This is a genomic window from Rhodoferax fermentans, assembly GCF_002017865.1.
In the GTDB taxonomy this organism is placed as follows: domain Bacteria; phylum Pseudomonadota; class Gammaproteobacteria; order Burkholderiales; family Burkholderiaceae_C; genus Rhodoferax; species Rhodoferax fermentans.
The window spans coordinates 1,298,301-1,311,626 of sequence record NZ_MTJN01000002.1 but is presented as its reverse complement, the minus strand read 5'-3'; the positions used below and the strand labels follow the sequence as shown (position 1 = coordinate 1,311,626).

Below are 13,326 nucleotides of genomic sequence, written 5' to 3'. Positions count from 1 at the left end.
GCTTGTAATCTGCACTCTGTCACCCAAAAAGATCATGCCAGCACCGAGATGCGCGCTTTCACCCTGACCCGCTACTTTTCCCTGTTGTCTTTTGGACTGTTGTTGTTGGCAGGTGTCCTGCTGGGAACCCTGGTCCGGCAGCAGGAACTGGCCCAGATGGAGCGCACCGCGATTGAGCGCAACATCAATACCACCCATCTGCTGGGGAATTTGCTGGCGCCGGACATCCAGCGTCTGGTCCGGATGTCAGACGGGGTGCCGGCCCAGGCCCTGCAGACTTTGCCCGAGGTGGCCGAGTTGCAAAACAAGCTCCGGGTTTGGCTGCGTCGTTCTGACATTGCCAGGGTCAAAATTTACAGCCCCCAGGGCCTGACGCTTTTTTCAACCGAAGCCGTGCAGATTGGTGAAGACAAAAGCGGGTCTGCCGGATTTGTGGCGGCCCGCAGTGGCCAGGTGATCAGCGAACTGGTTCACAGCGACCAGTTTGCGGGCCCCGAGGGGATGCTGCTCAATGTGGATCTGATGTCGAGTTATGTGCCGGTTCAGCACAACGGGCAGCTGGTTGCCGTTTTTGAGCAGTACCAGGATGTCACCCGGCTGATTCAGCGCATCGAACACTCCCTGTGGCGGGTTGGTGGCTTGATCGCCGCTGTGTTTGTGTTGCTGTATGTTGTGCTGGTGGCGGTGGTGCAACGTGGTCAGCGCGCCCTGAACACCCAGAAAGCTTTGCTGGAGGAGGCCAACCGGGTGCTTGACCAGCGGGTGGCCGAGCGCACCCGGGAACTCACGGTCAGCGAAGCGCAGCTGCGTGAGAGTGAAGCCCGGTTTCGCAGCTTGACCGAAATGTCGTCCGACTTCTACTGGGAAAGTGACGCCCAGCATCGATTCACCCAGCGGACCTTCAGTGCACGCGAAGCCGCCGACCCGGTGTTTTGTCAGACCGTTTTCCTGGGCCGTTTGATCTGGGAGGTGCCCACCATCGTGCCCAATGCCAGCGACTGGCAGGCCCATCGGGCAGTGCTGGATGCTCATCTGCCGTTTCGTGGCTTCGAGGTGGCGCACCAGGGCGCCAAAACAAGCCCCTTGTATATCAGTGTCAGCGGCGCCCCGGTGTTTGATGCCACCGGTGCATTTGTCGGGTATCGGGGCGTGGGGCGAGACATCACACAACGCAAACAAGCCGACACTGAATTGCGCATCGCCGCCACCGCCTTTGAGTCACAGCAGAGTACCTTGGTGGCCGATGTCCATGGGATTGTCCAGCGTGTCAACCAGGCACTGACCGAGTCCACCGGTTACAGCGCGCAGGAGATTGTGGGGCAGCCTGCAGCCATTCTGCGCTCAGAACGGTTGAGCGCCGACTTTTACGCAGCCCAGTGGGCCTGTGTCGAGCAGACCGGGAAGTGGCAGGGTGAAGTCTGGACCACCCGCAAAAACGGCGAGGTCTTTCCGCAGTGGTTGTCGATTTCTTCGGTCAAAGATGAGCAGGGGGTGGTGACCCATTACATCGGCAATTACATTGACATTTCGGCGCAAAAACAGGCTGAGGAGGAGGTCAGGAAACTGGCGTTTTTTGACCCACTGACGGGCCTGCCCAACCGTACCCTGCTGCGTGACCGCCTGCAGCAAACCGCCGCAGCCAGCGTGCGCTCGGGCGGTTGCTGTGCGGTGCTCTATCTGGATCTGGACAACTTCAAGACCCTCAATGACACCCAGGGACACGCCAGTGGCGACCAATTGTTGCAGTGGGTGGCGGCCCGGCTGGTGGACAACCTGCGTCAGTGTGACACCGTGGCGCGTATTGGTGGTGATGAGTTTGTGGTGGTGTTGCCGCAGCTGGAGGCGCGCAACCAGGAAATGGCTGCTGGCGATGTGGAGCTGGTGTGCCAGAAGCTGCTCCAGGCGCTGGCCCAGCCCTATGTGTTCGCTCACACCGACTTCTACAGCACGGCCAGCATGGGTGTCACCTTTGTTGGCGGGCAGGAGACCTCGGTGGACGATGTGCTCAAACAAGCCGACATGGCGATGTACCAGGCCAAAAGCCTCGGGGGCAACACCTTTGCCTTTTTTGACCCGGTCATGGAGTCGGTGGCGCTGTCCCATGCCCGGTTGGAGGTTGATTTGCGCCAGGCGATCCAATCAGGGCAACTGGAACTGTATTACCAACCCCAGGTGTCGGGCGGCAGTGGGCGCATTGTGGGGGCAGAAGCCTTGCTGCGTTGGCAGCATCCGCAGCGCGGTTTGGTGCCCCCTGGCGACTTTGTGCCCCATGCCGAGCGCACCGGTCTGATCCTGCCGCTGGGGCAATGGGTGCTGGAGCAGGCCTGTGTGCAGCTGGCGGCCTGGGCCCAGCAGCCCGCGATGAAGGACTTAGTGTTGGCGGTGAATGTCAGCGCCCAGCAGTTCAAGGCCACCGATTTTGCGGAACAGGTTCTGGCCACGCTGGCGCGTACCGGTGCCCAGGCCAAGCTGCTCAAGCTGGAGCTGACAGAGAGTATTTTTGCCGGCAACATTGATGAGATTGTGGGCATGATGAATAAGCTCAAGGGCCAGGGTGTCGGCTTTTCGCTGGACGACTTTGGCACCGGTTATTCGTCCTTGGCCTACCTGAGTCGTTTGCCGCTGGACCAGTTAAAAATCGACCGATCCTTTGTCGCCAACATCGAGTCAGATAACAACAACGTGGCCATCTGCGCTGCCACCATCGGTCTGGCCCACAGCCTCAAGCTCAAGGTGGTGGCCGAAGGTGTGGAGAACGAGGCCAAGCGTTATTTCCTGAGCACGGTGCACCGCTGTGACCTGCTGCAGGGTTATCTGTTCGGTCGACCACTCCCGATTGGCGGGTTTGAAGACCTGCTGCGGTCCTGGACGCCCGCTTAATCGGCCTGGAATTGCGCCGCGTTTTTGCCTTTGAACGGCGCGTAAAACGCCTTGATGCTGCGCATATCGGCTTCCAGATCACCGGTCGGGTAAAACAGGGGACCCAGCCCGCTGATCTTGCGGCTGTAATCCATGTAGGCCATCACGATCGGCACCTGAGCCGTCTGGGCGATGTGGTAGAAGCCGGTTTTCCAGTAACGCGTTTTGCTGCGTGTGCCTTCGGGCGGCACGATCAGCTGCAGCGCGCCGCGTGCCTTGCTGATGGCGTTGGCTGAGGCCGCGACGAGGTTGTTGGCTTTGGAGCGGTCCACCGAAATGCCACCCAGCCAGCGCATCACACCCCCAAAGGGAAAACGGAAGATGCTGGCTTTGCCCATCCAGTGCACATTGAGTCGCAGGACAAAGGCCACCATCAAGGTGTAGGGCAGGTCCCAGTTGCTGGTGTGTGGCGCAGCAATGAACACACTGCGCTGCGCCTCGGGGGGCAAGCTGCCCAACACCCGCCAGCCTGCCAGCTTGAGGTAGCCCAGTGACAGCCAGCGACACAGCGCATTGACCACCGGTGTGGTGAAGATGGTGCGTTGCATGCGGGCTGGTCTGGGCTCAGGACGCGTTTTTACAGACCAGCGGCTTCGCGCAGTGCGACGGCCTTGTCGGTGCGCTCCCAAGTGAACTCGGGTTCTTCGCGACCGAAGTGGCCGTAGGCTGCGGTCTTTTCGTAGATCGGACGCAACAGGTCGAGCATCTGGATGATGCCCTTGGGACGCAGGTCAAAGTGCATGTTCACCAGGGCGGCAATCTGTTCGTCCGGGATCACACCGGTGCCTTCGGTGTACACCGTGACATTCATCGGTTTGGCCACACCGATGGCATAGGCTACCTGCACCTGGCACTGGCGTGCTAGCCCAGCTGCCACCACGTTCTTGGCGACATAACGGGCAGCGTAGGCAGCCGAGCGGTCGACCTTGCTCGGGTCCTTGCCGCTGAAGGCGCCGCCACCGTGCGGGCAGGCGCCACCGTAGGTGTCGACAATGATCTTGCGCCCCGTCAAGCCGCAATCACCTTGCGGGCCACCGACCACAAAACGGCCGGTCGGGTTGATCAGGTACTTGGTGTCAGCGGTCAGCCATTCCTTGGGCAGCACGGGTTTGATGATTTCTTCACGCACCGCCTCGTAGAAGGCATCGGTCATCTTGTGGCCCAGGCTGTATTCCGGGGCGTGTTGGCTCGACAACACCACGGTGTCAATGCTGTGGGGTTTGCCGTCCACGTAGCGCATGGTGACCTGGCTCTTGGCGTCCGGGCGCAAGAAGGGCAGGCGACCGTCCTTGCGCAGCTGTGCCTGACGTTCCACCAAGCGGTGGGCGTAATAAATGGGCGCGGGCATCAGCTCGGGTGTCTCGTTGCAGGCGTAACCAAACATCAGGCCCTGGTCGCCAGCGCCGGTGTTCAGGTGATCGTCCGAGGCATGGTCCACACCTTGGGCAATGTCATTGCTTTGTTTGTCGTAGGCCACCAGCACCGCGCAACCTTTGTAGTCGATGCCATATTCGGTGTTGTCGTAGCCAATGCGTTTGATGGTGTCGCGTGCCACCTGGATGTAGTCGACATGGGCGTTGGTAGTGATTTCACCAGCCAGTACCACCAGACCGGTGTTGGTCAGGGTTTCGGCAGCGACACGGCTGCGCGGGTCTTGGGTGAAGATGGCGTCCAGAATCGCGTCGGAGATCTGGTCTGCCACCTTGTCGGGATGGCCTTCAGAAACGGATTCGGAGGTGAAGAGAAAGTCGTTTGCCATGAAAAAAAGCTCCTAAGAAAAATTAACAACCTTTTTTGCGTTGCTTTTGGCCTTGGGAGCTTTCGGCGAACGCTTTAGCAGATGTGTCAACGTGTTGACAAGGCACAATGGCGACCCGTGTGGGGTGCCTGCTTGTGTGTGTCGCCCTGCAAGTAGTTCCGTAACTCAGCGACAGTGTCAAGTTTAGCTCACACCATGGCCATTTTTTTCAAATTGCTGTCCAGAATGCCACTGGCCTGGCTGCATGCCCTGGGCTGGTTGCTCGGCTGGCTGGTGTTTGTCGCATCAGGGATCTATCGGCGCCGTTTTCTGGCCAATGCAGAGCAGGCCGGCATGGCCAGGTCGGACTGGTTGGCCGCTGTGGGGGAGAGTGGCAAGCTGGTGGCTGAGTTGCCGCGTTTGTGGCTGGGGCGCCCGGTCCCTGTGTTGTGGGATGGTGCCGAGCATGTGGAGGCCGCCTTGGCCCGGGGCTGCGGTGTGGTTTTCCTGACACCGCACCTGGGCTGCTTTGAGATCACCGCGCAAGCCTATGCGCAGCGTTATGGCCAGACAGCGAAGCCGATGACGGTGCTGTTTCGCCCACCGCGTCAAGCCTGGCTGCGCGTGGTGGTGATGGCCTCGCGCCAGCGCCCGGGTTTGCTGACCGCACCCACCACGCTCTCAGGTGTCAAACAACTGATCAAGGCCTTGAAAAAAGGTGAGGCGGTCGGGCTGTTGCCCGACCAGGTGCCGCCGCAGGGCATGGGGGTGATGGCCCCATTTTTTGGACGTGACGCGTACACCATGACCTTGTCGGTGCGGCTGGTGCAACAAACCGGTGCCACGGTGCTGCTGGCCTGGGGTGAACGCTTGGCCAGGGGGCAGGGTTACCGGGTGCATGTGGCGCCTTTGCACGAAGCGTTGCCGTCGGATCTGAGTCAGGCCGCCGCTGTCGTCAACCAGGCCATGCAGCGCCTGATTGTGCAGTGCCCTGCCCAATACCTGTGGGGATACGCGCGCTACAAACAGCCGCGTGAGACGGCGCACACCGCATGAAAAAACGCTGTCTGTTGTGGATCTGTTGTCGTTGCCCCAGTCGGGAGTCGGCCCCATGCTGAGTCGTTTGAGTTTGCGCCTGATGCGTGCTCTGTCACCCTTGCCGTTGGCCTGGGTGCGCGCGCTCGGTGTGGTGCTGGGTGTGTTGTTGTATCTGCTTGTGACGCCGCGCCGACGGATTGTCAGAACCAATTTGCGCCTGTGTTTTCCCCAGCTGAGCGAGGCAGAGTGCCGCCAGCGCACACGGCGGATGTTTGTCTATTTTGCGCAGGCCTGGCTGGACCGCAGCTGGCTCTGGCATGGTGCGCCGCAGCGGGTGCGCGAGCGTTTGCAGCTCACGGGTGATGTACAAGCCTTGACTGGCAACGAGCCGGTGGTGATTTTTGCGCCGCATTTTGTCGGGCTGGATGCGGGCTGGACTGCGCTGACCCAGCAGTTGCCACGCCACTTCACCACGATTTACACCGACCAGACCAACAAGCTGATGGACGCCTGGATCCTGGCCGGGCGCCAGCGTTTTGGCAACAGCCACTTGTTTGGGCGTGCTGACGGTGTCAAGAGCATTGTGGCGGCGCTGCGTGCGGGTGACCCGCTGTACCTGCTGCCCGACATGAATTTTGGCCTCAATGAGTCGGTGTTTGTCCCGTTTTACGGGGTGAGTGCGGCCACGGTGCCGAGCCTGTCACGTTTTGCCAAACTCGGGCGCGCCAAGGTGGTTCCGGTGATCACTCGGCTGACCCGCGCGGGCTACAGCGTGGAGGTGTTGCCAGCCTGGTCAGACTTCCCCAGTGATGACGCCACCGCCGACACGGCACGTATGAACGCAGAGCTGCAAAACTACATCAACACCATGCCTGAGCAGTACTACTGGGTCCACAAACGCTTCAAGGATCGGCCGCCGGGTGAGGCTGACTTCTATCGGTAAATTGGCCTCTAGCCCTTATGATAAAAGGGCTGGTAGCTATTGATTTGGTATCAGTCGGATGGGCTGGTTGATGCGGCGGCGGCCGCAGCGCTGGTGGCCTCGGGGTGTGCCCACTGCCACAGCAGCGTGGCCACGTCCTCAATGCCCTGGCGCTTGGTGGCTGAAAACAACCGGACCTCACCACCGCCTGCCTGCAATTTCATGATCGACAGGGCCTTGGTCTGCTCCGAGCGGGTCAGTTTGTCGGCTTTGGTCAGTACCACCAGAAACTTCAGGCCCTCTTCCACCCGGGGGCGCACCACGTCGAGCAGGATCTCGTCGAGTTCGGTCAGGCCATGGCGCGGGTCACACATCAGCACGATGGCTTTCAGGTTCTCACGCGTCACCAAATAGTTGGCCATCACCTGTTGCCAGCGGATCTTGTCCTGCTTGGGCACAGCCGCGTAGCCATAACCGGGCAAATCGGCCAGCACCGCGTCGGTCACACCCTGTTTGCCCAGAGAAAACAGGTTGATGTGTTGTGTGCGGCCTGGTTTTTTGGAGGCAAATGCCAGCTGCTTCTGCTGTGTCAAGGTGTTGATGCAGGTCGACTTGCCAGCGTTGGAACGCCCCACAAAAGCGATCTCGGGCACACTGAGCGGCGGCAGAAAATGCAGCTGCGGCGCGGTGGTCAGGAATTTGGCCGTGTGCATCCAGCCCATAGCCTCGGCAGCGGTGATGCCTGTGGCCACAGGTGCGGCGACACTCGGTGTTTTGGGGTCGGCGGGGCTGGTTTGAGTGGTCATGGGGGCAATCTAAAGCAATTGAGCATTGTAGAATCAAGTGGTTTTTGAACTCACGACTTGTCCGGGATCTCTATGAAGCTCATCTCCTCTGTGTTGGTCGCTGCATCGCTGGCTATGTCGGCGGTGTCTGGTTTTGCGCAAGAGGCTGCTGCTGCAGCCAAGCCGGATTTGGCCAAAGGTCAAGCCAGCTTTACCGCGGTGTGTGTCGCCTGCCATGGGCCGGATGGCAATTCCTTGGTACCCGATTACCCCAAGCTGGCCCAGCAACATCCCGAGTACCTGATCAAACAGCTGCAGGAGTTCAAAGCCGGCAAGCGTCAAAACGCCATCATGCTCGGTTTTTCCGCGATGTTGAGTGACGAGGACATGAAAAACATCGCCTATTGGGTGACCACCAACAAGGCCGCTCCGGGCACCGCTGCCGATGCCGACCTGATTGCACAGGGCAAACGCATCTACCTCGGTGGTGTGCTGGACCGCAACATCCCGGCCTGTGCGGGCTGCCATGGCCCGGCTGCAGCCGGTATCCCCGCCCAGTACCCGCGTCTGAAAGGCCAACAAGCCAATTACGTGGTGACACAACTCACCACCTTCCGCAGTGGTGAGCGCAACAACAACCTGCAAATGACCGGTGTGGCGGCCAAGCTCAACGACCGTGAGATCAAGGCCGTGGCCGAGTACGTGGCCAGCCTCAAGTGAGGCTGCGGCCTAGGGCTTGAACAAGCCCGGTCGTCCCGCTAAGAAAAGCAGCCGCCAACGGGTGGGCTGCTTTTTTTTCGTCCGCCATTGAGCGGCTTGGTTTCTGCGTACACAGTGTCTTTACCAACCCTTGACCAACAGGGGTGAAACTATTTGTGCGTAAATCTTTCTGACAGACACCCCCTTCGCTTTCCCCAAGGACCATCGGCATGTTGATCAAAAGCAATTCACAAGGTTTTGTGCACCCCATCCCCAGTGAGATCACACCGCTGGCGGCCTACCAATCGCGGCGCAACATGATCCGCCTCATGGCCAGTGGGGCGGCAGGAGCCGCGCTGGCCAGCTGGGCCGGGCGCGAGGCGCTGGCGCAGGCCTGGGCACCACCTGGCAAACACACTGCGCTGGCGGCCATCAAGAGCGCCACGCCGGGTGCACTGACGATGGAGAAGGTCACCGACTACAAAGATGCCAGCAGCTACAACAACTTCTACGAATTCGGGACCGACAAGGCGGACCCGGCGCAGTACGCCCAGGCTTTGCCTACCAGCCCTTGGCAGGTGGAGATCGAGGGGCTGGTGAAAAAGCCGGGCCGTTATGCGCTGGAAGATTTGCTCAAGCTCAGTGCGCAGGAGGAGCGCATCTACCGCCTGCGCTGTGTCGAGGGCTGGTCGATGGTGATCCCGTGGTTGGGGTACTCGCTGTCGGCGCTGATCCGCAAGGTGGAGCCGCTGGGCAGCGCCAAATATGTGGAGTTTGTGACGCTGGCGGACCCCAAAACCATGCCGGGGGTTCGTTCGCGGGTGCTGGACTGGCCCTATGTGGAAGGTTTGCGCCTGGACGAGGCCATGCACCCGCTGACCTTGCTGGCATTTGGCATGTATGGCGAGGTCTTGCCCAAACAAAGTGGTGCACCGCTGCGCCTGGTGGTGCCCTGGAAATATGGCTTCAAAAGTGGCAAAAGCATTGTCAAGATCCGCTTCACCGACAAGCAGCCACAAACCGCCTGGAACAAGGCCGCCGCGAGCGAGTACGGCTTTTACTCCAACGTGAATCCGGCGGTGGACCATCCGCGCTGGAGCCAGGCCACAGAACGTCGGATCGGCGAGGACGGGCTGTTTGCCAAAAAGCGCAAAACCCTGCTTTTTAATGGCTACGAGGCCCAGGTCGGACAGCTGTACGCGGGCATGGACCTCAAGAAGTTCTTCTGATGGCGATTGTGGTGCCCACCCAGCGTTGGGCCGCAGCTGTCAATGCGCTGTGTCTACACCCCTGGAGCAAACCGCTGCTGTTCGGTCTGATGTTGCTGCCACTGTGTGTGCTGGTGGGCGCGGCAGTCTTTGACCAGTTGGGTGCGAACCCGGCCCAGGCCTTGGTGCGAAGCACCGGCGACTGGACGCTGCGTGCCCTGTGTCTGGTGCTGGCGTTGACACCCTTGCGTGTCGGTTTGCAGTTGCCAGCCTTGGCGCGCTGGCGGCGCATGCTGGGACTGTTTGTGTTTTTTTACGCCAGCCTGCACCTGCTGTGTTACAGCTGGCTGGACATGGGTTTTGAGCTGGGCGACATCGCACGCGACATCCCGAAGCGGCCCTTCATTCTGGTGGGCTTTGCGGCTTTTGTGCTGCTATGTGCTCTGGCCCTCACCTCCCCGCATCGGGTGGTACGCATGATGGGCGGCAAACACTGGCGGCGCCTGCACCAGCTGGTGTACGCCGTGGCTGGCTTGGCGCTGTTGCATTTTTTTTGGATGCGTGCTGGCAAAAACGATGTGGCCGAGGTGTGGGTGTACACCGCCATCCTTGGCTATTTGCTGGGCTGGCGTCTGGTGCGTGCCGCCAAATATATGAGAAAAAGGCCTCTAGCCCTTTAGATAAAAGGGCTGGATGCTATCAGTGAAAGAGCGTTCGGTGACAGCTCCGCCGTCGCCTTGAGCGGTCAGGGCGCGGCGACAGGCTGGCTGCTGGCCTTGGCTGGGGTGCTTGCCACATCCGCAGCCGGTGTGGCAGCGGGCCGAGAGAAGACCTGGGGTACCAGGGACTCGGGCAGTGTGGCCCGATGAGTTCCAGCCGGGGGCGTGGGCAGGTACAGGGCCCCTGTTTGACCACAGGCAGACAGTAGCGAAACCGTGGCTGACAGGGCCAGGGCCCGGACTAGAATTTGTTGGATCAACATGATGTGGAATTGTAATGAACGATGCTGAATTTATGGACCAGGCGGAACGTGTGCTCAAAGCCGTGGAGGCCAGCTGTGACCATATCAACGACGCGACCAACGCAGACATTGACAACCAGCGCACCGGCGGCATGGTGACGCTGGTGTTTGCCAACCACAGCCAGATTGTGATCAACCTGCAAAAGCCCTTGCAGGAGATCTGGCTGGCCGCCAAAAGCGGTGGGTATCACTACAAATTTGATGGCAAACAGTGGATGGATACCAAGGGGCAGGGCGAGTTTTTTGCCTCACTGTCGCGTTTTGCCAGCGAACAGTCAGGCAGCCCGCTTGTGTTTGCGGCGAGCTAGATTTCAGGCCGTTGCCGCGCGGCCGCCTAGTTTTTAAACAGATCGAGGATTTTCTTTTTCTCGTCCGCCACCGGCATCGGAATCACCTGTTGGCTGTCGACTGCTTTGCCGCCGCCATCCAGCCCCAGCGTGGCAATGCCCGTCGACTTGGTGTATTCGTTGAAGAACCACTCCCCATCGATGTTGACCACACCTTCTGGTACCGGCAGCTCGGCCACGGGCACATTCTTGAGGGCTTGTGCCATGAACTCAATCCACACCGGCAAGCTCAAGCCGCCACCCGTTTCCCGGCTACCCAGTTTGCGTGGTGTGTCATAACCAATCCAAGTCACTGCAGCCAGGCTGGGCTGAAAACCGGCAAACCACGCATCCATGGAGTCGTTGGTGGTACCGGTTTTGCCGAACAGGTCAGGCCGCTTTAGCTTGGCTTGTGCTGAGGCTGCCGTGCCGGAACGAGCCACCTCCTGCAGCAGACTGTCCATGACAAAGGCATTGCGTGCATCAATGGCTCGCACCGACTCATCGAGCACAGGCACCGGGGTTTGGGCCAGAACCCTGCCTTTTTGGTCGGTGATACTCGACACAATCCAGGGGTTGACGCGGTAGCCACCGTTGGCAAACACCGAGTAGGCGGTGGCCATCTGCATCGGGGTCACCGAACCCGCGCCCAGCGCCATCGTCAGGTAGGCCGGGTGTTTCTCTGCATCAAAACCAAAACGGGTGACCCAGTCCTGAGCGTGTTGCGCCCCGACAACCTGCAAGACCCGGATCGAGACCATGTTCTTGGACAGTGCCAAACCACGTCGCAGGCTCATCGGGCCTTCAAACTTGCCGTCGTAGTTTTTGGGCTCCCAAGGCTGCCCGCCGGTGACGCCCGCGCTGAAAAAGAGCGGACCATCGTTGACGATGGTGGCTGGGGTCACCCCGTTTTCAAGAGCGGCTGAATAAATGAAGGGCTTGAAGCTGGAGCCCGGCTGGCGCCAGGCCTGGGTGACGTGGTTGAACTTGTTTTTCTCGAAATCAAAACCACCGACCAGCGCCCGGATCGCGCCGGTCCGGGGGTCAATCGCCACAAAGGCGCCTTCGACTTCAGGCAACTGGGTGATCTCCCAGGTGGACTTGGGCGTCTGGACAATACGGATCACCGCACCCCGGCGGATCTTGATGTTGGAGGGGGCTTTGTCGGACAAGCCTGATTGCGCAGGTTTGAGGCCCTCTCCGGTGATTTCGACGATGTCACCGTTTTGGCGGATCGCCTTGATCATCTTGGGGTTGGCCTCCAGCACCACGGCGGACAACACATCACCGTTGTCAGGATGCTCCAGCAGGGCCTCGTCAATCACATCTTCGGTGCCTTGGGCGTCCTGGGGCATGCTGACAAACTTCTCCGGGCCCCGGTACACCTGCCGACGTTCGTAATTCATGATGCCCCGGCGCAGGGCCTGGTAGGCGGCGATCTGGTCGGCCGCCCGCAGCGTGGTGTAGACGTTCAGACCACGGGTGTAGGTCGAGTCGCCATACTGGGCGTAAATCAGCTGGCGCACGGTTTCCGTGAAGTATTCGGCGTGTACTTGGGCGCTGTCGGCCGAGGACCTGATCTTCACCACCTCTTGCGTGGCGAGTTCGGCCTGCTCGGGGGTGATGAAGCCGTTTTCGAGCATGCGCTGGATGATGTAGAGCTGGCGTGTTTTGGCGCGTTTGGGGTTGCTGATGGGGTTGTAGGCCGACGGGGCCTTGGGCAAACCCGCCAGCATGGCGGCTTCTGCCACGCTGATGTCCTTCAGCTGCTTGCCAAAATAGGCCTCGGAGGCTGCAGCAAAACCATAGGCGCGGTTGCCGAGAAAAATCTGGTTCATGTAGATCTCAAGAATCTGGTCCTTGCTCAGCAAGTGCTCCATCTTGAAGGTCAACAAAATCTCGTAAATCTTGCGCGTGTAGGTTTTTTCAGACGACAGATACACATTGCGCGCCACCTGCATGGTGATGGTCGATGCGCCCTGGCTCTTGATCTGGCCCAGATTCGCCAGCGCGGCGCGTGCCACACCAATGTAATCCACCCCACCATGCTGATAGAACCGGGCATCTTCGATGGCCAGCACCGCATCTTTCATGACCTTGGGGATGTCTTTGATGGGCGTCAGATGGCGCCGCTCCTCACCAAATTCCCCAATCAGGGTGCCTTCGGCCGAAAAGACGCGCAGCGGCAACTTCGGGCGGTAGTCAGACAACTCCGAGACATCGGGCAGATTGGGGTAGGCCATGGCCATGGCAATCGCCACAATCATCAACAGCGAAGCCAAACCGGCCAACAACACGCCGCCGACCATCAAAGGCAACTTGACAGCCCAGTGCATCGGGCGGCGCTTTTTGGGAGGAACCGTCTGGGGGGCAACGGGGGGAGTGGGTGGGGGTGTTTCAGGCATGACAGGTGCTTACCGGCGTCAACCCGGTATCAAAGCGGGAATGCATCAGGGCTTGAAGTATCGCATTCCGATCCGTGGCAAGAGACCAGGTTCTGACGGCTTGGCGTGCTTTTGGGGCGCTGGTCGGACTTATGATCTGCATTTTGGCAACGTTCATCGTCTGAAAAAAGTCGAAATATCTTTGCTGGACAATGATCTTACTGATAGCATTCAAGTGATTTCTCAAGACAAGCTCGATTTTTGCCACGCCAAATAGGGGACCATA

The 13,326-nt window shown here is 59.9% G+C and carries 13 protein-coding genes; 8 read left to right on the top strand and 5 right to left on the bottom strand.

The window, feature by feature from the left end; all coding sequences use genetic code 11:
- Nucleotides 1–48 precede the first annotated feature (48 nt).
- The gene (locus tag RF819_RS06445) at nt 49–2,880 is read left to right on the top strand and encodes a putative bifunctional diguanylate cyclase/phosphodiesterase (RefSeq protein ID WP_158081239.1); all 2,832 of its coding nucleotides are present in this window, start codon (nt 49–51) and stop codon (nt 2,878–2,880) included.
- On the opposite strand, the gene RF819_RS06440 is transcribed toward RF819_RS06445, so the two are convergent.
- Both RF819_RS06440 and metK read right to left on the bottom strand, forming a co-directional pair.
- Nucleotides 2,877–3,467 carry a lysophospholipid acyltransferase family protein gene (locus RF819_RS06440; protein ID WP_078364216.1) on the bottom strand — a complete coding sequence of 197 codons (591 nt, stop codon included), beginning with the start codon at nt 3,465–3,467 and terminating at the stop codon, nt 2,877–2,879. The genes RF819_RS06445 and RF819_RS06440 overlap by 4 nt on opposite strands.
- Nucleotides 3,468–3,496: 29 nt before the next feature.
- A complete protein-coding gene (gene metK, locus RF819_RS06435) occupies nt 3,497–4,678 on the bottom strand; it encodes a methionine adenosyltransferase (RefSeq protein ID WP_078364215.1) in 1,182 nt (393 codons plus the stop codon).
- Nucleotides 4,679–4,873: 195 nt separating this feature from the next.
- Here metK and RF819_RS06430 point away from each other — a divergent pair, with 195 nt between their 5' ends.
- Together RF819_RS06430 and RF819_RS06425 are read left to right on the top strand one after the other, a co-directional pair.
- Nucleotides 4,874–5,713: a lysophospholipid acyltransferase family protein gene (locus tag RF819_RS06430; protein ID WP_078364214.1), complete on the top strand. Its 840-nt coding sequence runs from the start codon at nt 4,874–4,876 to the stop codon at nt 5,711–5,713.
- Between the two features lie 55 nt (nt 5,714–5,768).
- Nucleotides 5,769–6,638, top strand: a complete 870-nt coding sequence (locus RF819_RS06425; protein ID WP_078364213.1) for an LpxL/LpxP family acyltransferase — start codon at nt 5,769–5,771, stop codon at nt 6,636–6,638.
- Between the two features lie 50 nt (nt 6,639–6,688).
- Here the strand turns inward: RF819_RS06425 and yihA are convergent, their stop codons facing one another.
- Entirely contained in the window at nt 6,689–7,339 is a 651-nt protein-coding gene (gene yihA / locus RF819_RS06420) for a ribosome biogenesis GTP-binding protein YihA/YsxC (protein ID WP_200224040.1), read from the bottom strand.
- A gap of 156 nt (nt 7,340–7,495) precedes the next feature.
- On the opposite strand from yihA, the gene RF819_RS06415 reads away from it, so the two are divergent.
- The 3 genes from RF819_RS06415 (at nt 7,496) to RF819_RS06405 (ending at nt 9,989) form a co-directional block, all read left to right on the top strand.
- The gene (locus RF819_RS06415) at nt 7,496–8,122 is read left to right on the top strand and encodes a c-type cytochrome (protein WP_078364211.1); all 627 of its coding nucleotides are present in this window, start codon (nt 7,496–7,498) and stop codon (nt 8,120–8,122) included.
- 209 nt (nt 8,123–8,331) lie between these two features.
- Nucleotides 8,332–9,330, top strand: a complete 999-nt coding sequence (gene msrP, locus RF819_RS06410) for a protein-methionine-sulfoxide reductase catalytic subunit MsrP (RefSeq protein WP_078364210.1) — start codon at nt 8,332–8,334, stop codon at nt 9,328–9,330.
- Nucleotides 9,330–9,989 (top strand): protein-methionine-sulfoxide reductase heme-binding subunit MsrQ, encoded by a 660-nt coding sequence (locus RF819_RS06405; protein ID WP_078364209.1) that lies wholly within the window; start codon nt 9,330–9,332, stop codon nt 9,987–9,989. Before msrP ends, RF819_RS06405 begins: the two co-directional genes overlap by 1 nt.
- A 65-nt stretch (nt 9,990–10,054) precedes the next feature.
- Here the strand turns inward: RF819_RS06405 and lptM are convergent, their stop codons facing one another.
- Nucleotides 10,055–10,291 (bottom strand): LPS translocon maturation chaperone LptM, encoded by a 237-nt coding sequence (gene lptM, locus RF819_RS06400; RefSeq protein ID WP_207160716.1) that lies wholly within the window; start codon nt 10,289–10,291, stop codon nt 10,055–10,057.
- 14 nt (nt 10,292–10,305) lie between these two features.
- On the opposite strand from lptM, the gene cyaY reads away from it, so the two are divergent.
- On the top strand, nt 10,306–10,638 hold the full coding sequence (gene cyaY / locus RF819_RS06395; RefSeq protein WP_078364207.1) for an iron donor protein CyaY: 333 nt from the start codon (nt 10,306–10,308) through the stop codon (nt 10,636–10,638).
- Nucleotides 10,639–10,664: 26 nt separating this feature from the next.
- On the opposite strand, the gene RF819_RS06390 is transcribed toward cyaY, so the two are convergent.
- Nucleotides 10,665–12,965, bottom strand: coding sequence for a penicillin-binding protein 1A (locus tag RF819_RS06390; RefSeq protein ID WP_242472716.1), 2,301 nt, complete (start codon nt 12,963–12,965; stop codon nt 10,665–10,667).
- Between RF819_RS06390 and RF819_RS21660 the strand changes: the two genes are divergently transcribed.
- Nucleotides 12,904–13,317 (top strand): hypothetical protein, encoded by a 414-nt coding sequence (locus tag RF819_RS21660; protein ID WP_244899950.1) that lies wholly within the window; start codon nt 12,904–12,906, stop codon nt 13,315–13,317. The genes RF819_RS06390 and RF819_RS21660 overlap by 62 nt on opposite strands.
- Nucleotides 13,318–13,326 lie beyond the last annotated feature (9 nt).